20 protein-coding genes are annotated in these 21,447 nt (G+C 74.8%); 12 read left to right on the top strand and 8 right to left on the bottom strand.

Annotation, left to right across the window (positions count from 1 at the left end):
- The first annotated feature begins 26 nt into the window (after positions 1-26).
- From AB0G32_RS24210 to fxsA, 3 genes are all read left to right on the top strand, one after another.
- Positions 27-1,631 (top strand): amidohydrolase, encoded by a 1,605-nt coding sequence (locus AB0G32_RS24210; RefSeq protein ID WP_361166882.1) that lies wholly within the window; start codon positions 27-29, stop codon positions 1,629-1,631.
- A 555-nt stretch (positions 1,632-2,186) separates the two neighbouring features.
- On the top strand, positions 2,187-3,011 hold the full coding sequence (locus AB0G32_RS24205) for a polyprenol monophosphomannose synthase (RefSeq protein WP_361166879.1): 825 nt from the start codon (positions 2,187-2,189) through the stop codon (positions 3,009-3,011).
- Positions 3,012-3,058: 47 nt separating this feature from the next.
- Positions 3,059-3,634, top strand: coding sequence for an FxsA family membrane protein (fxsA, locus tag AB0G32_RS24200; protein ID WP_361166876.1), 576 nt, complete (start codon positions 3,059-3,061; stop codon positions 3,632-3,634).
- 137 nt (positions 3,635-3,771) lie between these two features.
- On the opposite strand, the gene AB0G32_RS24195 is transcribed toward fxsA, so the two are convergent.
- The 4 genes from AB0G32_RS24195 to AB0G32_RS24180 all read right to left on the bottom strand — a co-directional run bounded on the left by AB0G32_RS24195 (position 3,772) and on the right by AB0G32_RS24180 (position 7,232).
- Positions 3,772-4,146, bottom strand: a complete 375-nt coding sequence (locus tag AB0G32_RS24195) for an RNA polymerase-binding protein RbpA (RefSeq protein WP_003977404.1) — start codon at positions 4,144-4,146, stop codon at positions 3,772-3,774.
- Positions 4,147-4,426: 280 nt separating this feature from the next.
- On the bottom strand, positions 4,427-5,773 hold the full coding sequence (locus AB0G32_RS24190) for an MFS transporter (protein ID WP_361166873.1): 1,347 nt from the start codon (positions 5,771-5,773) through the stop codon (positions 4,427-4,429).
- Positions 5,774-5,826: 53 nt separating this feature from the next.
- Positions 5,827-6,594: a glycerophosphodiester phosphodiesterase gene (locus tag AB0G32_RS24185; RefSeq protein WP_361166870.1), complete on the bottom strand. Its 768-nt coding sequence runs from the start codon at positions 6,592-6,594 to the stop codon at positions 5,827-5,829.
- On the bottom strand, positions 6,591-7,232 hold the full coding sequence (locus AB0G32_RS24180) for a hypothetical protein (protein WP_361166867.1): 642 nt from the start codon (positions 7,230-7,232) through the stop codon (positions 6,591-6,593). The genes AB0G32_RS24185 and AB0G32_RS24180 overlap by 4 nt, the downstream gene beginning before the upstream one ends.
- A gap of 99 nt (positions 7,233-7,331) precedes the next feature.
- Here AB0G32_RS24180 and AB0G32_RS24175 point away from each other — a divergent pair, with 99 nt between their 5' ends.
- Positions 7,332-8,831 (top strand): PLP-dependent aminotransferase family protein, encoded by a 1,500-nt coding sequence (locus tag AB0G32_RS24175; RefSeq protein ID WP_361166864.1) that lies wholly within the window; start codon positions 7,332-7,334, stop codon positions 8,829-8,831.
- A gap of 28 nt (positions 8,832-8,859) precedes the next feature.
- On the opposite strand, the gene AB0G32_RS24170 is transcribed toward AB0G32_RS24175, so the two are convergent.
- Positions 8,860-10,572, bottom strand: a complete 1,713-nt coding sequence (locus tag AB0G32_RS24170; protein WP_361166861.1) for a hypothetical protein — start codon at positions 10,570-10,572, stop codon at positions 8,860-8,862.
- 43 nt (positions 10,573-10,615) lie between these two features.
- A complete protein-coding gene (locus AB0G32_RS24165) occupies positions 10,616-10,810 on the bottom strand; it encodes a hypothetical protein (RefSeq protein WP_361166858.1) in 195 nt (64 codons plus the stop codon).
- A 276-nt stretch (positions 10,811-11,086) separates the two neighbouring features.
- Here AB0G32_RS24165 and AB0G32_RS24160 point away from each other — a divergent pair, with 276 nt between their 5' ends.
- From AB0G32_RS24160 to AB0G32_RS24135, 6 genes are all read left to right on the top strand, one after another.
- A complete protein-coding gene (locus tag AB0G32_RS24160) occupies positions 11,087-11,479 on the top strand; it encodes an ankyrin repeat domain-containing protein (RefSeq protein ID WP_361166855.1) in 393 nt (130 codons plus the stop codon).
- Between the two features lie 269 nt (positions 11,480-11,748).
- Positions 11,749-13,167: a HEAT repeat domain-containing protein gene (locus tag AB0G32_RS24155; protein WP_361166852.1), complete on the top strand. Its 1,419-nt coding sequence runs from the start codon at positions 11,749-11,751 to the stop codon at positions 13,165-13,167.
- Positions 13,168-13,397: 230 nt separating this feature from the next.
- The gene (locus AB0G32_RS24150; protein WP_361166850.1) at positions 13,398-14,525 is read left to right on the top strand and encodes a glycosyltransferase family 1 protein; all 1,128 of its coding nucleotides are present in this window, start codon (positions 13,398-13,400) and stop codon (positions 14,523-14,525) included.
- Complete coding sequence (locus AB0G32_RS24145; RefSeq protein ID WP_361166847.1) at positions 14,522-14,644, top strand: hypothetical protein; 123 nt, start codon at positions 14,522-14,524, stop codon at positions 14,642-14,644. The genes AB0G32_RS24150 and AB0G32_RS24145 overlap by 4 nt, the downstream gene beginning before the upstream one ends.
- Complete coding sequence (locus AB0G32_RS24140) at positions 14,641-15,792, top strand: glycosyltransferase (protein ID WP_361166844.1); 1,152 nt, start codon at positions 14,641-14,643, stop codon at positions 15,790-15,792. The genes AB0G32_RS24145 and AB0G32_RS24140 overlap by 4 nt, the downstream gene beginning before the upstream one ends.
- On the top strand, positions 15,789-16,646 hold the full coding sequence (locus AB0G32_RS24135) for an SGNH/GDSL hydrolase family protein (protein ID WP_361166841.1): 858 nt from the start codon (positions 15,789-15,791) through the stop codon (positions 16,644-16,646). Before AB0G32_RS24140 ends, AB0G32_RS24135 begins: the two co-directional genes overlap by 4 nt.
- Before the next feature lie 25 nt (positions 16,647-16,671).
- Here the strand turns inward: AB0G32_RS24135 and AB0G32_RS24130 are convergent, their stop codons facing one another.
- The gene (locus AB0G32_RS24130) at positions 16,672-17,505 is read right to left on the bottom strand and encodes a putative hydro-lyase (protein ID WP_361166838.1); all 834 of its coding nucleotides are present in this window, start codon (positions 17,503-17,505) and stop codon (positions 16,672-16,674) included.
- Positions 17,502-18,824 carry an MFS transporter gene (locus AB0G32_RS24125; protein ID WP_361166835.1) on the bottom strand — a complete coding sequence of 441 codons (1,323 nt, stop codon included), beginning with the start codon at positions 18,822-18,824 and terminating at the stop codon, positions 17,502-17,504. Before AB0G32_RS24125 ends, AB0G32_RS24130 begins: the two co-directional genes overlap by 4 nt.
- Positions 18,825-18,976: 152 nt before the next feature.
- Between AB0G32_RS24125 and AB0G32_RS24120 the strand changes: the two genes are divergently transcribed.
- Together AB0G32_RS24120 and AB0G32_RS24115 are read left to right on the top strand one after the other, a co-directional pair.
- Complete coding sequence (locus tag AB0G32_RS24120; protein ID WP_361166832.1) at positions 18,977-19,672, top strand: GntR family transcriptional regulator; 696 nt, start codon at positions 18,977-18,979, stop codon at positions 19,670-19,672.
- A gap of 102 nt (positions 19,673-19,774) precedes the next feature.
- The gene (locus AB0G32_RS24115) at positions 19,775-21,301 is read left to right on the top strand and encodes a hypothetical protein (RefSeq protein WP_361166829.1); all 1,527 of its coding nucleotides are present in this window, start codon (positions 19,775-19,777) and stop codon (positions 21,299-21,301) included.
- The last annotated feature ends 146 nt before the right edge of the window (positions 21,302-21,447 follow it).

Genomic DNA, 21,447 nt, shown 5'->3' with positions numbered 1-21,447 from the left:
CCGGGCGAGGGGTGAGACTGGTGCCCATGAGTGAGTCCAGTGCCCCGACCGAGACCGTCCTGCTGCGCCGCGGCGAGGTCCACAGTCCCGCCGATCCCTTCGCCACGGCCATGGTCGTCGAACGCGGCCAGGTCGCCTGGGTCGGCTCCGAGGGGGCCGCGGACGCCTTCGCGGACGGCGTGGACCGGGTGCTCGACCTGGACGGCGCGCTGGTCACCCCGGCGTTCACCGACGCACATGTGCACACGACCGCCACCGGCCTGGCGCTCACCGGCCTCGACCTGTCCGACGCCCCCTCCCTGCCCGCGGCGCTCGCCCGGGTGCGGGAGTTCGCCGCCGCCCGCCCCGCCGACCGGGTGCTGCTCGGCCACGGCTGGGACTCCGCCGCCTGGCCGGAGGGCCGCCCGCCGACCCGCGCCGAACTCGACGCGGCCACCGGCGGCCGCCCCCTCTACCTCAGCAGGATCGACGTCCACTCGGCCGTCGCCAGCACCGCCCTGCTCGACCTGGTCCCGGCCGCGGCCGGCCACCCGGACGCCCCCCTCACCGCCGACGCCCACCACGCGGTACGCGGCACCGCGCTCGGTGCCGTCACCCCCGCCCAGCGCGCCGAGGCGCAGCGCGCCGCGCTCGCCCACGCCGCCTCGCTCGGCATCGGAACCGTTCACGAATGCGCAGGCCCGGAGATCTCCTCCGAGGACGACCTGACCGCCCTGCTGCGGCTGGCGGCCGGGGCGGACGGCCCCCGCGTGGTCGGCTACTGGGCCGAACAGGATGTCGACAAAGCGCGGGAACTGGGCGCGGCCGGCGCCGCGGGAGACCTCTTCGTCGACGGCTCCCTGGGCTCCCACACCGCCTGCCTGCACCAGCCGTACGCCGACGCGCGGCACACCGGCCTCGCCCACCTCGACGCGGTCGCGGTCGCCTCGCACGTCGTCGCCTGCACCGAGGCCGGTCTCCAGGCGGGCTTCCACGCCATCGGCGACGCCGCCGTCAGCACCGTCGTCGAGGGTGTCCGGGCCGCCGCCGAGAAGGTCGGCCTCGCCCGGGTCCGGGCCGCCCGGCACCGCGTCGAACACGCCGAGATGCTCACCGCCGAGACCGTCGCCGCCTTCGCCGAACTCGGCCTGACCGCCTCCGTGCAGCCCGCCTTCGACGCGCTCTGGGGCGGTGCGGACGGCATGTACGCCCGCCGCCTCGGCGCCGGCCGGGCCCGCACCCTGAACCCCTTCGCGGCCCTGCTGCGCGCCGGTGTCCCGCTCGCCTTCGGCTCCGACAGCCCGGTCACCCCCCTCGACCCCTGGGGCACCGTCCGGGCCGCCGCCTTCCACCGCACCCCGGAGCACCGGGTCTCGGTCCGCGCCGCGTTCACCGCCCACACCCGCGGCGGCTGGCGGGCCGTCGGCCGGGACGACGCGGGCGTCCTGGTGCCGGGCGCGCCCGCCGACTACGCCGTCTGGCGCACCGGCGACCTTGTGGTCCAGGCCCCCGACGACCGGGTCGCCCGCTGGTCGACCGACCCGCGCTCCGGCACCCCCGGCCTGCCCGACCTCACCCCGGGCCGTGACCTGCCGGTCTGCCTGCGTACCGTGGTCGGCGGGCGGCCGGTCTTCGTACGCCCGGGCGAGTGATCCCCAGGTCCGACGGGGCGACGATCTTTCCTCCGTCCCTGTGTCGCACCGCCCGGCCCGTCTCGCCGCTGACCAGGGCATTGATGAGATCACCGCAGGTCAAACGGCTGTTGACAGGCGACGGAGCCGGGCCGGTAGGTTCGGCGGAGTCCACCACCGGACGCCCGACCGGGGAACTACCGCGCACACGTCGCGGCGCCGCTGGGTCAGCGACGGTGTGCCGCACCGGCGCACCGCCACTGTGAGCCAGGCCCAGCACTCGCGCCGCGCCGAGGGAACGTTCCGGCCTCGGGAGGTGTGACCCGGGTGGGGCCCGGGCGCTCAGTAGACAACGGCTCTAGGTCGATCCGCAGCCAGCGGGTCCCGGGTCGGCCCGAAGGGCGCCGGGCCCCCATCCGTAGCCGGCCACGGCCGGGCGCGGCCGAGTGCCGCCCCAAAAGACCCATTGCTACCCAGGTTTTGTGCAACCGACACCACCATACGAACCTCCTGTCACGTCACCGCAGGCCGCGGCCACTATGGTGGTGCTCTCCGGACGGACTTGAAGGGGCAGCAGTGAACGACGGTGACGGGACGCGAGCGGCATCGGGCCAGGAGAGAGAGTTCGGCCCGCTCGGCACGCCCCTGGTGATCATCCCGACCTACAACGAGTCGGAGAACATCAAGGCGATCGTCGCCCGGGTGCGCGAGTCGGTCCCCGAGGCGCACGTCCTGGTGGCCGACGACAACAGCCCCGACGGCACCGGCAAGCTCGCCGACGAGGTCGCCGTCGTCGACGACCAGGTCCACGTCCTGCACCGCAAGGGCAAGGAGGGCCTCGGCGCCGCCTACCTGGCCGGCTTCCGCTGGGGCCTGGAGCGGGACTACGGCGTCCTGGTCGAGATGGACGCCGACGGCTCCCACCAGCCCGAGGAACTGCCGCGGCTGCTGACCGCCCTCAAGGGCGCCGACCTGGTGCTCGGCTCCCGCTGGATGCCGGGCGGCCGGGTGGTGAACTGGCCCAAGTCCCGGGAGGTCATCTCCCGCGGCGGCAGCCTCTACTCGCGCCTCGCCCTCGACCTGCCGCTGCGCGACATCACGGGCGGCTACCGGGCCTTTCGGCGACAGACCCTGGAGGGCCTCGGACTGACCGAGGTGGCCTCGCAGGGCTACTGCTTCCAGGTCGACCTGGCCCGCCGCGCGGTCAAGGCCGGCTACCACGTGGTCGAGGTGCCGATCACCTTCGTCGAGCGCGAGCTGGGCGACTCCAAGATGAGCAAGGACATCCTCGTCGAGGCACTGTGGCGGGTCACCGCCTGGGGCGTCGGGGAGCGGGTCGGCAGGATCACCGGCCGGGGCAAGCCGGGCGGTCCGGCGCAGCGGCGGTCCGAGCCCTCCTGACCGGGCCCCTTATCCCGCGCTGAGCCGGGGCCAGGCACACTGGAGGTATGACGACCGGCGCTCACACCCCCAGCCAGCCCGTCCGGCCCCAGCGCTCCCGGCTGCGTACGTTCCTGCCGCTGGGCGTCGCCGCCTGGCTGGTCCTGGAGATCTGGCTGCTGACGCTGGTCGCGGGCGCCGCCAGTGGTTTCGTGGTCTTCCTGATCCTGCTGGCCGGTGTCGTCCTGGGCTCCGTGATCATCAAGCGGGCGGGCCGCCGCGCCTTCCGCAGCCTCCAGGAGACGGTGCGGCAGCAGCAGGGCGGCGCGCCGCCCGCGGCCCGGCCGAACAGCGAGGGCAACGGCCTGATGATGCTGGGCGGCCTGCTGGTGATGATCCCCGGCCTGCTCACCGACGCGGCCGGCCTGCTCCTGCTGCTGCCCCCGGTCCAGAAGGCCGTGAGCCGGTACGCGGAGCGCACCTTCGAGCGCCGCCTGCGCGCGGCCGACCCCGGCACCCTGGGCGACGCCTTCCGCCAGGCCCGCATGCACCGCCCGGACGGCAAGGTGGTCCCCGGCGAGGTCATCCGCGAGGAGGAGCGAGCCGACCGGGACCAGGACCCGCGCCCGCCCTTGACCCGCTGACCCGCTGGCCCCCGGGGGCCTTCTCCGGTCTCCACGCAGCGGTATCCACACAGCAAAGACCGCGGGCGCCGTACGAGATCGTACGGCGCCCGCGGTCACTCACGTGCGCTGAATCCGGCACTCAGTCCCCGCGGGGACTACGCACTCTTGCGGCTGTCGCGCGGATGCACCGCGATGTTCATCGCGCCGGAGCGCAGAACCGCCAGCCGCTCCTCAAGGACCTCTTCGAGCTCCTCGCGGGTGCGTCGTTCCATCAGCATGTCCCAGTGCGTACGCGCGGGCTTGGCCTTTTTCTCCTCAGGGCCGTCGCCGTCCACCAGGAGTGCCTGGGCCCCGCAGACCTTGCACTCCCACTCCGGCGGAATCTCCGCCTCGACCGAGAAGGGCATCTCAAAGCGGTGCCCCTTCTCGCATGCGTACTCCACGGCCTGGCGCGGGGCCAGGTCGATGCCGCGGTCCGTCTCGTAGCTGGTCACCACGAGGCGCGTGCCGCGAAGAGCTCGCTCACTCATGAATCGTGCCTCCCGGGCTTGTCGCCCACAGGACAGGTGTCGCTGTCGTCGTCATCCGGTCAACGTCCGGTCGGCGGTAAAGATTCCCGTCCCGAGTCCCGTTCCGGGGCCATGTGTCGCCGTCGTAGCCGCAGCCTTTGTCAACCAGTGCAGTACCCACCGGCGCCCGGTGTGTCACACCTGCTGAGAGATGTCACCCGGCGTTTCGGCACCTTTGACGCGCAGTAACGGTACGCCTGGCAGGCCAAAGGCGTACACTACCGCCCTTTCGCGCCAAGTGCTAAATCCTTTCGGGAACGGGATTGCCCGCGTCGCCGATCGCCCGCCGGACCGGCACCCGCGCGAGCAGCGCGAAGCCGATCACGAAGAACGCCACCAGGGAGATGATCGCGTCCCGGTAGCTGCCGGTGAGCTGGTAGGTGAGCCCGAACAGCAGCGGCCCCAGCCAGCTCATCCCGCGGTCGCTGATCTCGTACGCGGAGAAGTACTCGGCCTCCTTGCCGGGCGGGACCAGGTGGGAGAAGAGGGAGCGGGACAGCGCCTGGCTGCCGCCGAGCACCAGGCCGATCCCGGCGGCCAGCACGAAGAACCACCCGGGCGCCCCGGCGGGCAGGAAGTACCCGGCCGCGAGGGTGACCGTCCAGGCGACCAGCGAGCCGAGGATGGTGCGCTTGGCGCCGTACCTGCGGGCCAGCCGGCCCAGCAGCAGTGCCCCCGCCACCGCCAGCACCTGCACCAGCAGCACGGCCACGATCAGTGTGGACTGGCCCAGGTCCAGTTCCTCGGAGCCGTAGACCGACGCCTGGGAGATCACCGTCTGGATGCCGTCGTTGTAGACCAGGTACGCCAGCAGGAAGGCCAGCGTCAGCGGGTGCCGCCGCATGCCGCGCACGGTCGCCGCCAATTGGCGGAAGCCCGGCAGGGCCGCCTCCCGCGCGGGCGCCCGGCGGTCCCGCAGCCGGCGCAGCGGGATCAGCGCGAAGGCGCCCCACCACAGGCCCGCCGACGCCAGGCAGACCCGGACCGCCGCGCTCTCGGTGAGCCCGAAGGAGTCGTGGCCGGTGTAGAGCACCAGGTTGACGACCAGCACCAGCGCCCCGGCCGCGTAGCCGAAGGCCCAGCCCCGGGAGGAGACGGCGTCGCGCTCCTCGGGCGGGGCGATCTGTGGCAGGTAGGAGTTGTACAGCATCATCGCCACCGACTGGGCCGCGTTGGCGATCACCAGCAGCAGACCGCCGAGCAGATAGCGGTCGCCGGCCAGGAAGAACATGCCGGCCGTGGCCGCCGCCCCGGTGTACGCCGCGGCCCCCAGCAGCGGCTTCTTGCGGCCGCCGCGGTCGGCGGCGGCGCCCACCAGGGGCATCACCAGCACCGCCACGATCACCGACAGGGACACCGAGTACGCGAAGAACGACCCGGCTCGCACCGGTATGCCCAGCGGATGGACGTACCCGTCCGGGTCCGCCGCCGACTCGGCGACCGAGGTGAGATAGGGGCCCAGGAACACGGTGAGCACGCTCGTCGAATAGACCGAGCAGGCCCAGTCGTAGAAGTACCAGCCGCGCTGCTCGCGCCGGCGTCCGGCGGCGTCGTCGGCCGCCGGTGTCCGCACGGTGTCGGTGCCCACCCGTGCCCCCGCCTTCCCCGTGAACGCGCGCCGTCCCCGGCCGGGCGCGGGTCTCAGACCCAGACGCCGCGGTCCTCCATGACCTTGCGCAGTGTGTCGATGTGATCGGTCATGATGCCATCCACACCGAGGTCCAGGAGCCGGTGCATGCGCTCGGCGTCGTTGACCGTCCACACGTGCACCTGGAGTCCGCGCGCGTGCGCGGCGCGGACGAAGCGGTGGTCGGTCACCGGGATGCCCGACTGGGCCTCGGGGACCTGGGCGGCCACCGCCGAGCGGCGCGCCGCGGCGGGCAGCCCCCAGGAGCGCAGCCGCAGCCCGAGCACGCCCCGGGTGCCGTACGAGGTGGCCAGCCGGGGACCCGCGAGGCGCTGGGCGCGGGCCACCCGGGCCTCGGAGAACGAGCCGAGGCAGATCCGGTCCCAGGCGTTCGCCCGCCCGACCAGGTTCAGAAAGGGCAGCAGCGCCGCCTCGGCCTTGACGTCCACGTTCCAGCGGACCTCGGGAAAGGTCTCCAGGAGTTCCTCGAAGAGGGGGAGCGGTTCGGCGCCCGCCACGCGCGCGCCGCTCACCTCCGCCCACGGCAGGTCGGCGATCCGGCCCCTGCCGTCCGTCATCCGGTCCAGCGTCGCGTCGTGGAAGGCGACCAGCTTGCCGTCGCGGGTGGCGTGCACGTCGGTCTCGAGGTACCGGTAGCCCGCCTCGACCGCCCGCCGGAACTGGCGCAGCGTGTTCTCCAGGCCGTCGGCCGCGCCGCCCCGGTGGGCGAAGGCGAGCGGGCCGGGATGGTCGAGGTAGGGGTGGCGTATCGGGGTGGTCACCGACGCAGTATCGCCGCCCGGGGTTGACCGGTGGCAACCACCGTGCTGCCGCCGGATGCCGGCGGGACGGCGAACATCCGCAGGAACAGCTGGGCCAGCGGGCCGATCGTCACCGCGTACAGCAGGGTGCCGATCCCGACGGTGCCGCCGAGGGCGAAGCCGGTCACCACGACCGTGATCTCCACCGCCGTACGCACCAGGCGCACCGACAGCCCGGTGCGCAGGTTCAGCCCCGTCATCAGGCCGTCGCGCGGTCCCGGGCCGAACCGGGCCGCGATGTACAGGCCGGTCGCCGCGCCGTTCAGGACGATGCCCGCGACCAGGAAGGCGGCGCGGGCCGCCCAGCCCCGGGCGTCCGGCAGCAGCGCCAGCGTCCCGTCCATCGCCGCGCCGATCACCAGGACGTTGGAGACCGTGCCGAGGCCCGGCCGCTGGCGCAGCGGTATCCAGAGCAGGAGGACGGCCGCGCCGACCAGGGTGAGGATCATGCCCATCGACAGGCCGGTCCGCCCGGCCAGGCCCTGGTGCAGCACGTTCCACGGTTCCAGGCCGAGGCCCGAGCGGACCAGCAGCGCCGAGCTGGCCCCGTAGAGCAGCAGACCGCCGTAGAGCTGGCTGAGCCGTCGGGTGAGACGCATGGGGTGCCCCCTGTGGTGGACGTGGCTTGACTTGTGCCACCCTGTGGCCTGGAAGCGACAGCCTCCTATGGCCAATTTGCGGAAGGTGGACTGATTCACATGGCGCAGTGGACTTCGGCCGTGGGAGCCGCGCAGCTCGCCCGGCTGCTCGGGTCGCAGGCGGAGCGGCCGGCCGGGCCCGGCACCCGCCGCCCGCCCGCCTACCGGGCGCTGGCCGACGGCGTCCGGCTGCTGGTGCTCGAAGGACGGGTCCCGGTCGCCGCTCGGCTGCCCGCCGAGCGGGAACTCGCCCTCGCCCTCTCCGTCAGCCGCACCACGGTCGCCGCCGCCTACGAGGCGCTGCGCGCCGAGGGCTTCCTGGAGTCCCGGCGCGGCGCGGGCAGCTGGACCGCGGTGCCGCCCGGCAACCCGGTGCCCGCGCGGGGCCTGGAGCCGCTGCCGCCCGAGGCGCTCGGCTCGGTGATCGACCTGGGCTGCGCGGCGCTCCCGGCGCCCGAGCCCTGGCTCACCCGCGCCGTCCAGGGCGCCCTGGAGGAACTGCCGCCCTACGCGCACACGCACGGCGACTACCCGGCCGGGCTGCCCGCGCTGCGCGCCACCATCGCCGACCGCTACACCGCGCGGGGCATCCCGACCATGCCCGAGCAGATCATGGTCACCACCGGCGCGATGGGCGCGATCGACGCCATCTGCCACCTCTTCGGAGGGCGCGGCGAACGGATCGCCGTCGAGTCGCCCTCGTACGCCAACATCCTCCAGCTGATGCGCGAGGCGGGGGCCCGCCTGGTGCCGGTCGCCATGGCCGGCGGCCTCGGCGGCTGGGAGCCGGAGCGGTGGCGCCAGGTGCTGCGCGAGGCCGCGCCCCGGCTCGCCTACGTCGTCGCCGACTTCCACAACCCGACCGGCGCCCTCGCCGGCGAGGACCAGCGGCGGCGCCTGGTCGAGGCGGCCCGGTCGGCGGGGACGGTGCTGGTGGCGGACGAGACCATGAGCGAGCTGCTGCTCGACGAGGACCTGGCGATGCCGCCCGCGATGTGCGCCTTCGACCCGGGCGGCTCGACCGTCGTCACCGTCGGCTCGGCCAGCAAGGCGTTCTGGGCCGGAATGCGGATCGGCTGGGTGCGGGCGGCCCCCGACGTGATCCGCAGCCTGGTCGCCGCCCGCGCCTACGCCGACATGGGCACCCCCGTCCTCGAACAGCTGGCGGTGAACTGGCTGTTCGGGACCGGCGGCTGGGAACGGGCCGTCGCCCTGCGCCGCGCGCAGGCCCGGGAGAACCGGGACGCGCTGGTCACGGCGGTGCGGCGGGAGCTGCCCGAGTGGGAGTTCGAGGTGCCGAGGGGCGGGCTCACCCTGTGGGTGCGCACCGGCGGTCTGTCCGGGTCGCGGCTCGCCGAGGCGGGCGAGCGGGTCGGGGTCCGGGTGCCGTCCGGGCCGCGGTTCGGGGTCGACGGGGCCTTCGAGGGCTATGTGCGGCTGCCGTTCACGGTCGGCGGCGCGGTGGCCGAGGAGGCGGCCCTGCGGCTGGCCGCGGCGGCCCGGCTGGTGGAGAGCGGGGGCGTGGGCGGGGCGGAGGCGCCGCGCACCTTCGTGGCGTGACGCCCCCGGACGTGCCCGCGGCCGGCGGCTACGGCTGGCTGAGCGTGGGCACCGACTTCTTCTCGGGCTGCTGTTCCACCAGCGTCTCGGACCCCTTCTCCGACCCCTTCTCCGTCGCCGTCTCCTTCTCCTCCCGCTCCTCGTCGGGGCCCGGGAGCGTCGGGACCGGTTCCGGGGCGGTCTCCGGCTCGCCGCCCGGGACGTCGGGCACGTGCTCCCCGTCGGCCGGGGTGGTGCGCGCCGGGAGCAGTTCCAGCACGGCCTGCCGGTGGGCGTCGTCGGCGGCGTCGTCGTACGGGTCCGGGGTGGCCGGCACCTGGAGGCGCAGTACCGGGCCGGTGCCCAGCCGGGCGTAACCGCGGCCGGGCGGGACCTGGTCGACCGGCGTGGTCCCCGGGGGAGCGCCGAGCCCGGCCGCCAGTTCGTCCGGGCCGGCCGCGCCGAGCACCACCCGGGCGCGGGTGTGCTGCCGTACCGCGTCGCCGAGCGCGTCGAGGGCGTCCAGCTGGTCGGCCACCACCACCGTCACGTGCGCGGCCCGGCCGTGCCGCAGCGGCACCTGGAGCAGGGTCTGCGGGTCTCCCCGGCCGTCCGCGCCGGCCAGGTGGGTGAAGGCGCTCGGCCGGTCCAGCAGCAGCCACAGCGGCCGCCGGGTGTCCGCGGGCGGCGGCTGCCCCTCCTGCCGGGCCCGGTTGACGGCGATCAGCCGGCGTTCCGTCTCCTGCGCGGCCCACTCCAGGCTGGTCAGCACCCCGGTGAGGCCGCACTCGACGGCCAGCACGCCGTCCCGCCCGGTCAGACAGGCGTATTCGCCGGTGCCGCCGCCGTCGACGATCACCAGGTCGGCGCCGTGGTGCAGGGCCTGGAGGGCGACCGAACGCAGCAGTGTGGAGGTGCCGGTGCCCGGCCGGCCGAGGACCAGCAGGTGCGGCTCGGTGGAGCGCACGCCGGTGCGCCAGACGACCGGGGGCACGTCGCGCCGCTCCGCGCCGTGGGTGAGCGGGAGGGTGCGCTGCACCCGGGTGGGATCGGTGAAGCCGAGCACCGTCTCGCCGGGCGCGGTGACGAAGCGCTGGGCGGCGATGTCGGTGGGCAGCGGCGGCAGGACGGTGAGGGTGAGGTGGTTGGCCTCCTCGTCCCAGCCGAAGCGGTACTCGCGGCCGCGGCCCGCCTTCGCGGTGAGCAGGTGCTCGATCCGGGTCCGGGCGGCGGCCTCGCCGTCGGTGAAGTGCGCCGGGTAGTGCACCACCAGGTGCCCGAGGCGGCCGTCGGCGTCGAACTCGTAGACCGGGAACGCCTTCTCCCACGAGCCGCCGTGGGTGTACAGCGGGTCGGGATCCTCGGCGAGCGAGAAGTAGGGGACCAGGGCCTCGTAGAGCGAGGTCAGCCGCCGGCTCTGGGTGTCGTCGGGCCCGTCGGGCCCGGGCGGGACGCGGTCGCGGCCCTGCCAGGCCGCCGCCGCCATCAGCGCGACGGCGGCGAGCAGCGGGCCGTACGGCATCAGGGCCACGACCAGGACGACCGAGGCCACCAGGAAGAGCAGCGCGCCGCGCCGGTCCTTGGGGGTCTCGGTCCATCGGTGCCGCGCGGCCGAGGTCAGCCGGCCGATGCCGCGGGCGATCATGATCAGCGGCTGGAGCACGTCGGTGGCGCTGCCGGCCGCCGTCCGGGCCAGCTCCCGGCTCCGGGCGAGCTGCGCGCCGCCGTTGCTCAGAATGCGGGGGAGGGGGCGCCGGGCCACTGCTGCCTCCTGGAAGTGCGGACAGGGACGGGGACGGGGACGGTCAGAACTTGAAGCCGCCGAGGAGACCGGCGAGGCTCTCGCCGCCCGCCTTGATGCTCGGGGCGATGGCGGTGCTCGACAGGTAGAAGCCGAACAGCATGGCCACCACGGCGTGCGACCCCTTCAGGCCGTCCTTGCGGAAGTAGATGAAGACGACGACGCCGAGCAGGACCACGCCTGAGATCGAGAGGATCATGTGAGTTCTCCTGGTTCGCGGGGACAGTCACCATGAGTACTTCCAGGATCACAGCATGTATCTATACGATTAAAGGTGCAACTGGGTGAAAATCCGGCGTTTTACCTCGGGTGGCGGACCGTCTCCCGGGTCGGCCGGGCCGTGCTGATCTTTACCTCGGGTGCCCCGGGCCATGTGCCCTACGAGCCAGTACCCTGGCGATTCACTCGTACGGGCCGCCCCGCTCGCGGCCGCGCGCGTACGGACCCACGAACGTCTGAGAGAGGTGGTCCCGCCATGAGCGAAACCCCCGACCCGGAGGTCGTCGAGCTGGCGACCAAGATCTTCGACCTGGCCCGGCAGGGGCAGACCGAGCCCCTCGTGGCCTACGTCGACGCGGGCGTCCCGGTCAACCTCACCAACGACCGCGGCGACTCCCTGGTGATGCTCGCCGCCTACCACGGCCACGCCGGCGCGGTCCGCGCCCTGCTGGCCCGCGGCGCCGAGGCCGACCGGATCAACGACCGGGGCCAGACCCCGCTGGCCGGAGCCGTCTTCAAGGGCGAGACCGACGTCATCAAGGCCCTCCTGGAGGCCGGCGCCGACCCCGCCGCGGGCACCCCCTCGGCCGTCGACACGGCCCGCATGTTCGACCGCGGGGAACTGCTGGAACTCTTCGGCGCGCGGTGACGCACAGCCACCGCCGATATTTCGGTCGCGGCGGGACGAAGCGCCGGGTCATCATGACGACGTGGTTCACGGACGTGACGGCTGGGCAGGTGTTGCCGCACCGCGCGGACCGTGACCCGGTCCGCAAGGGCCACCGACGAGAGGCAGAGGAAAATGGTCTTCGGCAAGCAAGAGACGGCGGGCGCTCCGACGTGTTGTCGCGCGGCGAGGTAAACGCGTGCTCACCCGGTTGCGTCGACGCTTGATGTCTTGATGTGAGGCTGTTTCCCATGTTCGATCCGGTCATAGCGCCCAGCGGTACGCTGCTCGGCCTGCTCCAGCGGGGTCGCGGCGACGGCACGCTGCACGCGCTCACCGCGCCGCGCGCGGAGGCACTCGCGGCCCTGCACCACTGCGTGCTGCGGGACCCGCGCCACGACTGGCAGGTGGAGAACCGCTCCCTCTACTACGCCCGCCTCTTCCTCGACCTCGACGGCGAGCTGGCCGCGGTCGAGGCCCATCTCTTCGACGCCGAGGACGTCCTGGACACCGAGGAGTCGCGCACCGGCCTCGCCCTGGCGTTCCTCGGGCACCTCGCCTCCTACGGCCGGCCCGACGCCCTCGACCTGCTGCGCAGGTACGCCGCCCGGGGCGCCAACTGGGCCTGGGCGCTGGACGAACTGGCGCTGCGGGACGACGACGCGGGGCTGCGCGCCCTGGCCGAACCCGTGCTGGCGCGCTTTCCCGCCGGCCCCGAGGGCGAGGCCGAGCTGGCCGCCGCCGTGCGGGACGCCTTCGAACCCAGGCCCTGGCGGCTGTGGGCCGAGGACGCCCGCGAACCGATCGCCGCGCGGGTGCGGGCCGCCCAGGAGGCCGGCTGCTTCGACCGCTGGCAGCGGCAGCTGCGGCCCGCCGGACCCCGCCCCGGCTGGAGCGTGGCCGCCGTCTTCGACTGGGCCCAGCAGGGGCTGGAGCGCGGCGCCGCCCGCCATGTGCCGGCCGCCCGGTGCCTCACCGCCGTGGCCGGCCCCGAGGACCGGCCCGAGATCGTCGCGGCCGCCCGGTCCGGCACCGAGGGCGCCCGCTGCACCGCGCTGCGCTATCTCGCCGACACCGACGACCCCGGCGCCCTCGACCTGATCGAGAACGCCGTGGCCACCGGTACGACGGGGGTCGCCGAGGCCGCCGTCGACGCGTTCGAACGCATGCGGGGCAACGACGTGGTGGACCGGGCCCGCGGCTGGGTCCACCGTCCCGACGAGCTCGGCGCCGCCGCCGGCCGGGTACTGGCCTGCCGGGGCGGCGCGGCCGACCGGGACCTGGTGCTGGCCGCGCTGCGCGAGGCGGTACGGGGCGAGGGCCCCGACGCGCCGACCCTGTGGACCCTCGTCGACGGCGCCGGCCGGCTCGGCATCGCCTGCGCCGCCCCGGTGCTGCGGCACATCTACCGCGAGACCGCCTCCTCCCACCTGCGCGGCCGGGCCGCCCGGGCACTGGCCGCCACCGACCCGTCCTTCCCGGCCGGGTTCGCCGTGGAGTGCCTGTGGGACTGCGAGGAGACCACCCGGGAACTCGCCGCCCGGCACGCGGAGACCGGCGACAACCGGGTGGTCGAACGGCTGCGCCGGCTCGCCGCCGACCCGGCCGAGGAGGCCGAGGTGCAGACCGCCGTACGCAGCCGGATCGGACCGGACGCGTCCGCGGTGTGAGGGATGCCCCGCCCGTCGGGTGAGCGGGGAGCGCGCGGGCGCCCAGGGGGGCGCGTGGGCCGGCCGGGGCGGACTCGCGCGCGCCGGATGAACGAGGGATGACCCGCGGGTCAGGCGCGCGTGGACGTGGCCTGACCTGCCCGGGTGGGCAGTCCAACGCTCATGGGCCGTTCCTCGGACGGAAAGATCGACGTTGACGCGACCACGTCCAGCCCGGCGACAACACGGGTATGCGTGTCGTCATCGTGACCGAGTCCTTTCCCCCCGATGTGAACGGCGTGGCCCACTGCGCGCTCCAGACCGCCCGGCACCTCGTCGACAGCGGTCACGCTCCCCTCGTCGTCGCCCCCGCGCCCGCTCCCGGCACCCGGCCCGACCCCTGCGCCCCGTGCCCCGTCGTCCACGTCCCCTCCCTCCCGCTGCCCGGCTACCCCCAGGTCCGCGTCGCCCTCCCCAGCCGCCGCGTCGCCGCCGCCATCGCCGCCCACCGCGCGGACGTCGTCCACCTGGCCAGCCCCTTCGTCCTCGGCGTCCGCGGCATGGCCGCCGCCGCCCGGCTCGGCGTCCCCGCCGTGGCCGTCTACCAGACCGACCTCGCCGGCTACGCCCGTACGTACATGGGCGCCGGCGAGGCGGCGGCCTGGCGGCGCATCCGCTCCGTGCACTCCGCCGCCGACCTCACCCTCGCCCCCTCCAGCGCCGCCCTCAACGACCTGGAGACGCACGGCGTGCCCCGGGTGCGGCTGTGGCCGCGCGGCGTGGACACCGCCCGCTTCCGCCCCGAGCTGCGCGACGCGGCGCTGCGCCGCGCACTCGCCCCGAACGGCGAGCTGATCGTCGGCTACGTCGGCCGGCTCGCCCCCGAGAAGCAGGTCGAGCTGCTGGCCGGGGCCTGCGCCCTGGACGGCGTCCGCGTCGTCATCGTCGGCGACGGACCCAGCCGGGCCGGACTGGAACAGGCCCTGCCCGGCGCCGTCTTCCTCGGCCGCCGCACCGGCGACGACCTGGCCCGGCTCTTCGCCTCCCTGGACGTCTTCGCCCACACCGGCCCCTTCGAGACCTTCTGCCAGACCGTGCAGGAGGCCATGGCCAGCGGGGTCCCGGTCGTCGCACCCGCCGCGGGCGGCCCGCTGGACCTGGTGGAGCACGGCCGCACCGGACTGCTGGTGCCGCCCCGGGACGCCGACGCCGTACGCGACGCGGTGGCCGCCCTGGCGGCCGGCCCCGCGCTGCGCTCGGCCTTCGGGACCGCCGGACGGGCCGCCGTCGAGGGGCGTACCTGGGCGGCTGTCGGTGACCGGCTGATCGGGCACTACGCGGATGTCCTCGCCGGACGGAAGGCGGTGCTGGCGGCGTGAGCGGCTTCGGCTTCGTCATGGATCAGGACCGCGCCGCGGCGCGCGCCGCCGGACGGGCGGCCGACGGCGGCCGGCCGGCCGGCCGCCGCGCCGGACGGAAGGCGGTGCCCACCGCATGAGCGCCCACCGGATCGTCCGGCTCGCCAACTTCGTCGCCCCCGCCTCCGGGGGCCTGCGCACCGCCCTGCGGGAACTGGGCAAGGGGTACCTCGCCGCCGGGCACGAGCCCGTCCTGGTCGTCCCCGGCGAGCGCGCGAGCGACCGGCGGACCGAGCAGGGCCGGGTGATCACCGTGCCCGGACCACTGCTGCCCGGCACCGGCGGCTACCGCGTCCTCACCGACCGGCGACGCGTCGCCGCGCTCCTCGCCGACCTCGCCCCCGACCGCCTGGAGGTGTCCGACCGCACCACCCTGCGCTGGACCGGCAAGTGGGCCCGGCGGGCCCGGATTCCGGCCGTGATGGTCTCCCACGAGACCGCCGACGGCGTGCTGCGCACCTGGGGCCTGTCCGAGGCCGCGGCCCGCCGCACCGCCGACGCGCTCAACACCCGTACGGCACACACGTACGCGCGCGTGGTGTGCACCACCGAGTTCGCCGAACGGGAGTTCCTGCGGATCGGCGCCCGCAACGTCGTACGCGCCCCGCTGGGCGTCGATCTCGTCGCCCGGCACCCGGGGCTGCGGGACGCGCGGGTGCGGGCGCGGTACGCGGGCGGGGCCGAGACGCTGCTCGTGATGTGCTCCCGGCTGTCCGTGGAGAAGCGGCCCGGAACCGCCCTGGACGCCCTGGAGGCGCTGGGCCGGCGCGGCCGGCGGGCGGTGCTCGTGGTGGCCGGGGACGGCCCGCTGCGCGGCCGGCTCGAACAGCGGGCCCGCGAGCGGCGGCTGCCCGTCGACTTCCTCGGCCACGTGGGCGACCGCGGGCTGCTCGGCGCGCTCCAGGCGTCCGCCGACGTGTGCCTGGCGCCCGGACCGGCGGAGACGTTCGGGCTGGCCGCGCTGGAGGCGATGGCGTGCGGCACCCCGGTGGTGGCCAGCGCCTCGTCCGCGCTGCCCGAGGTGATCGGCGCCGCCGGGGCGGTCGCCGCCGATCACGGGGCGGCGTTCGCCGATGCCGTGGAGCTGCTGACGGCGCGTCCGGAGCCGGGGCGGCGGGTGGCGGCACGCGCGCGTGCGGAGTGTTTCGGCTGGGACACGGCGGTGGCCGCGTTCCTCGCCGCGCATGAGGTGCCGGTGGCGGCGCCCGTTCAACGGGGCGCGGTGTGAGGGCGCCGCGGTACGTGGCGCTCGGCGACTCGCTGACCGAGGGGGTGGGCGACCCCGTCGACGGCGGCCGGCGCGGCTGGGCGGCGCTGCTGGCCGGCTCCCTCGCCGGGGAGTCCGAGCGGCCGGTGGAGTTCCGCAACCTCGCGGTCAGCGGGGCGCAGTCCCGGGACGTGCTGGAGGCACAGCTGCCCGCCGGGCTGGCGCTGCGGCCGGACCTGGTCTCCGTCGTGGTCGGCGTCAACGACACCCTGCGCTGCACCTTCGACATCCGCGCGGTGGCCGCCCGGCTGGACGAGGTGTACGGCGCGTTCAGCGCCCAGGGCGCCGCCCTCCTCACCGCCTGTCTGCCCGACCCCGGCACCATGCTCGGGCTGCCGGGCGCGCTGGCCCGACCGCTGGCCCGGCGGCAACGGGCCGTCAACGCCGTGGTGCACGCGCTGTCCGAGCGGTACGGCGCCCTGCACCTGCACGCCGGCGAGGGCGACTGGACCACCGACCGCGCGATGTGGAGCGCGGACCGGCTGCACCCCGGCGAGCGGGGGCACCGGCAACTGGCCGTACGCGCCCACGCGCTGCTCGCCGGGCACGGACTCGCGCGCGGGCCCGCACCCTCGCCCGAGCCCGATTCCCCGGCCCCCACCCGGTCGGCGAGCCTGTGGTGGCTGGCCACCGCCGGCACCGGCTGGGTGGCCCGGCGCTCCACCGACCTGCTGCCGCAACTGCTGACCCTGGCCGCCGACGAACTGCGCCACCGCGCGCGCGGCACGAGCGCCCGGCTCGACCTGCGCGCGTCGGCCGCGGTGTCGGCGGCCCTGGCGGCACTGTCGGTCTCCGACCGCAGGGAGGCCGCCTGAGGCCGACGCGGCGGCCGCCCGGCGGTCACACCACGCGGTACTGCTCGTCACGGGCGTCCGTGACGAGCATCTGCCCCGGCGCGTGCGTGATCGCGAACGGCGGCCGCGAGGCCGTCACCGCCGCCTGCGGGGTCACCCCGCACGCCCAGAACACCGGGATGTCGTCCGGCTCCCGGTCCACCGCGTCACCGAAGTCGGGCCGGTCCAGATCCTCGATGCCGAGCGCCGACGGGTCGCCGCAGTGCACCGGGGCGCCGTGCACCGCCGGGAGCAGCCCGGTCTCCCGGATCGCCGCCGACAGGTACCGCGGCGGCACCGGGCGCATGGACACCACCATCGGCCCGTGCAGCCGCCCGGCCGGACGGCACTGCCGCCCGGTGACGTACATCGGCACGTTGCGGCCCTGCTCGACGTGGCGGATCGGGACGCCGGCCCGGGACAGCGCCGACTCGAAGGTGAAGCTGCACCCGATGAGGAACGACACCAGGTCGTCCCGCCAGTGCGCCCGCACCTCCGCCGGCTCCGCCACCAGCTCCCCGTCCCGCCACACCCGGTAGCGCGGCAGGTCGGTACGGAGATCGGCGCCCTCGGCCAGCCCGGTCGTCCACGCTCCGGCGTCCGTCACGTCCAGCACCGGGCACGGCTTCGGGTTGCGGGTGCAGAACAGCAGCATGTCGTAGGCCCAGTCGGCCGGTACGGAGATCAGGTTGGCCTGGGTGCGACCGGCCGCGACCCCGGCGGTGGGGCCGGCCAGCCCGGCCCGGAACCGGGCCCGGGCCGCTTCCGGCCGCCACTCGCCCGCGCGGTCGTCGACGAGCGTGACCGCCCGGTCCTCCGTCACCTGGTGCGTGTCGTTCATGCCAGCTCCGTCCCGCGCGTCTCGGGCAGTCCGAGCAGCGCCGCCGCCGCGATGCCGTAGCCGATCGCGCCGAAGACCAGCGCGCCGCCCACGCCCCAGCTGTCGGCCAGGAAGCCGACCGTGGTGGGGAAGACGGCGCCCACGGCCCGTCCGGTGTTGTACGTGAATCCCTGGCCGGTGCCGCGCACCGCCGTCGGGTACAGCTCGGCCAGGTAGGAGCCGAAGCCGCTGAAGATCGCCGACATGCAGAACCCGAGCGGGAAGCCCAGCACCAGCAGGAGGGTGTCGGCGCCGGCCGGGATGTTGGCGTACGCCAGGATGCAGACGGCCGACAGCAGGGCGAACAGCCAGATGTTGCGCCGGCGCCCCAGCCGGTCGGTGAGGTAACCGCCGGTCAGGTAGCCGATGAAGGCGCCGGTGATCAGGAACGTCAGATAGCCGCCGGTGCCGACCACCGACAGACCGCGCTCGTCCTTCAGGTACGTCGGCACCCAGGTGGCCAGCGTGTAGTAGCCGCCCTGGACGCCGGTGGACAGCAGCCCGGCGAAGACCGTGGTCCGCAGCAGCCCGGGGGAGTCGGCCGTGCCCGGCGCGAAGATCGCCCGGAACGAGCCCTTCCGGGCGCTCTGTTCGCGCGCGGCGGTGGCCTCGGGGGCGTCGTGCACACTGCGCCGCACCCACAGGACGAGCAGCGCGGGCAGCGCGCCGGTCCAGAACATGATCCGCCAGGCCAGCGCGTCGTCGGCCACCGAGAACACCACCGTGTACACGATCGCGGCCAGCGCCCAGCCCGCCGCCCAGGAACTCTGGACCGCGCCCAGCGTGCGGCCCCGGTGCTTCGCGCTCGCGTACTCGGCGACCAGGATCGCGCCGACCGCCCACTCGCCGCCGAAACCGAGCCCCTGGAGAGCCCGGAAGACCAGCAGCGTCTCGTAGTTGGGCGCGAAGCCGCAGGCCACCGTGAACACGGCGTACGTGATCACCGTGAGCAGCAGCGCCTTGACCCGGCCGATCCGGTCCGCCAGCACGCCGGCGAGCGCGCCGCCGACCGCCGAGACGACCAGCGTGACGGTGGTGAACAGTCCGGTCTGGCCGCTGTCCAGGCCGAAGTACGCGGCCAGCGCGACCATGCTCAGCGGCAGCGTGAAGTAGTCGTAGGAGTCGAGGGCGTAGCCGCCGAACGCGCCGGCGAAGGCGCGGCGGCCGCGCGGGCCGAGGGCGCGCAGCCAGGCCAGGGCGCCGTCGTCGGAGCCGTCCGGGCCGCCGGCGGGGCGCGGGACGACGGTGAGCGGGGCCTGCGGTGGAGGGGTTGTGCTCATGGGGCACCTCGCAGAAGGAGGACGGAGGGTGCGTGCTGATGAGCCGAGTCCGGGACCGATGGCGGGTACCGGACTCGTACCGTAGGGGATCGTTCAACGATCCCTCAATACCCCTGTTGTTTCGTTCTTGTGTCTGAGGTTGAATTCCGGGCATGGCAGAGCAGCTGGCGCAACTCGCCGACGACCGCGCCCTCCTGGGGCGCACCAGTACCGCCGAGCGGGTCTCGGACATCCTCCGGAGCCGGATCGCCGACGGCTTCTTCCCACCCGGCACCCGACTGTCCGAGGACAGCATCGGCGGCGCGCTCGGGATCTCCCGCAACACCCTGCGGGAGGCGTTCCGGCTGCTCACCCATGAGCGGCTGCTGGTGCACGAGCTGAACCGGGGCGTCTTCGTGCGGGTGCTGACCGTCGACGACGTCGAGGACATCTACCGCACCCGGTCCCTGGTCGAGTGCGCGGTGGTCCGCGGTCTCGGCGCGCCGCCCTACGAGCTGGCGGACCTCGCCGCGGCCGTCGAGGACGGGCGGCGGGCGGCCGAGGAAAGCGACTGGAAACGGGTGGGCACCGCCAACATCCACTTCCACCAGGCGCTGGTCTCCCTCGCGGGCAGCGAACGCACCGACGAGGTGATGCGCAGCGTCTTCGCCGAACTGCGGCTCGCCTTCCACGTCGTGGACGATCCACGCCGTCTGCACGAGCCGTACATCGCCCGCAACCGCGAGGTCCTCCAAGCCCTCGAAGCCGGCGACCGGGCGGGCGCCGAGCGGCTCCTGGCCGCATACCTCTCGACCTCGCTGGAGCGGGTGCTCGAGGTGTACCGGCGGCGGGTCGGCGAGGACGGCTGACCGCGCCGAAGGCACCGCCGGGGCCCGCCCCGGCCGGTCCGCGGCAGGGGACGTCTGCGGTCGTTTGGGCCGATGTCAGACCTAGGACCTAGTCTGTGCACCGTGACTTCGCCTGCATCGACGGACAGCGCTCCGCCCCAGCTCAGCGCGGGGCCGCGCCCCGCGACGGGCCCGGCCGCCGACGAGGGGCTGGCGCGGCGGCTGCGCGCCCTGGCCTGCACCGCCCCGCTGCACGACCTGGACGCCCGCAAGGCCAACCTGGCCGGCGAGTACTCGGTCTACGGCATGGCGGAGGTGGCCCTCGCCGCCATCGACCTGGTCACCCTGAACATGGACTTCGACACGGGCGCCGACCACGACCAGATAGTGGCCCGGCTGCTCCCGCGGGTCGCCGCCCAGGCCCCCGGCCGGCCCGCCGCCGAGCACGAGCGGGTGGCCCGCTGGGTCCTGGAGAACCTGATCAACGTCGGCAGCGTCGACCGCGGTTTCCGCGCCGTCTACGGCACGTTCGAGCCGGACGGCAGCTATGTGCGCCGCGACTACGACTTCAAGCTGATCGAGGAGGTCCCGGGCCCCGGCGGCACGGTGTACCTGCGCACCACCGACGAGGCGGTCAACGTCCTGGTCGGCGCCCTGGACACCGACGTGACCAGCGCCCAGATCGCCGCCGAGGTGAAACTGGAGGTGCTGATCAGCCGCGGCCGGCTGGCCGACGCCCAGCTCGCCGCCGAACAGGCCCGCTACCGCACCGTGCAGTACTCGGAGACGCTGCGCCGCGCCCTGGACGCCACCCGGCGCAATGTGCGGGCGGTGGACTGGCTGGAAGCCGTCCCCGACATGATCGCCGAGGCCCTGGACCACGTGGCGGACCGGTACCGCCACGAGAACGCGATCCTCACCAACATCCGCAAGGCCCGCGACGAGTCCGAGGAGCCCGAGCACAAGCGGCGCGCCGCCGAGCTGGTCGACATCGTCAAGGACTGCATCCGCCGCCACACCCAGCTCCAGTCCCGGCTCCTCGAAGCGGGCCCGCTGTTCCGCGCCGAACAGGACCGGCAGGCCTTCGCCACCCCACTCACCTCCTCCGGCACCGACCTCTACGGCCACCTGCTCGCCCCCCTCCTGCCGCTGCCCGTGGCCCGGGCGCTGCGCGTCACCGACGCCTTCTTCGCCCACGGCACCGGGCTGCGCACGCCCGTCTCGGTCCGGGTCGGCGACCTCGTCGACCTGCTGCTGACCCCGCCCGTCGAGCGGGAGCACCTGGGCGTCGAGATGCCCGAGCCCGACCTGATCGCGACCCCGGACGACAGCCGCTTCAGCGAGGCGCAGCTGGCCGCGGCCAGGGAACTGCTCGACCTGCCGCACGACGCGCCGCGCCGGCTCTCCGGGCTGCTCGCCGAGGCCCGCCGCCGCGAACCCGAACTGCCCTACCTGGTCGCCCTGCTCGCGGTGCACGCCGCCAGTCCGCCGGTCGGCACCGCCTACCGGCAGGGCGAGCGGAAGCTGCTGTTCGCCGTGGACGACGGCACGGAGCTGGACGACCCCGAGTTCGGCGGCGCCGATCTCATCGTCGGCACCGCCCTGCTGGACGCGGCCGGCATGGCGGCGGCCCGGACGGAGGCGGCGTGAACGGGGGGTGCGCGGGTGCCCGCCGTGCCCGGCGTGCCCGGCGCGGTCTTCGGCCGGGTGGGTGTGCCGGTGGCTGGACGGGGTCGGATGCCGACTGCGGGGGGCATGGCGGCGCGCTGGTCGGTGGCGGCGTGTCCCACGCGGCG

Origin of the sequence: Streptomyces sp. NPDC023723, from assembly GCF_040639815.1 — a bacterium.
GTDB lineage: Bacteria > Actinomycetota > Actinomycetes > Streptomycetales > Streptomycetaceae > Streptomyces.
Note: the sequence above shows the minus strand (reverse complement) of the source record. Positions and strands in the feature narration are given on the sequence as shown.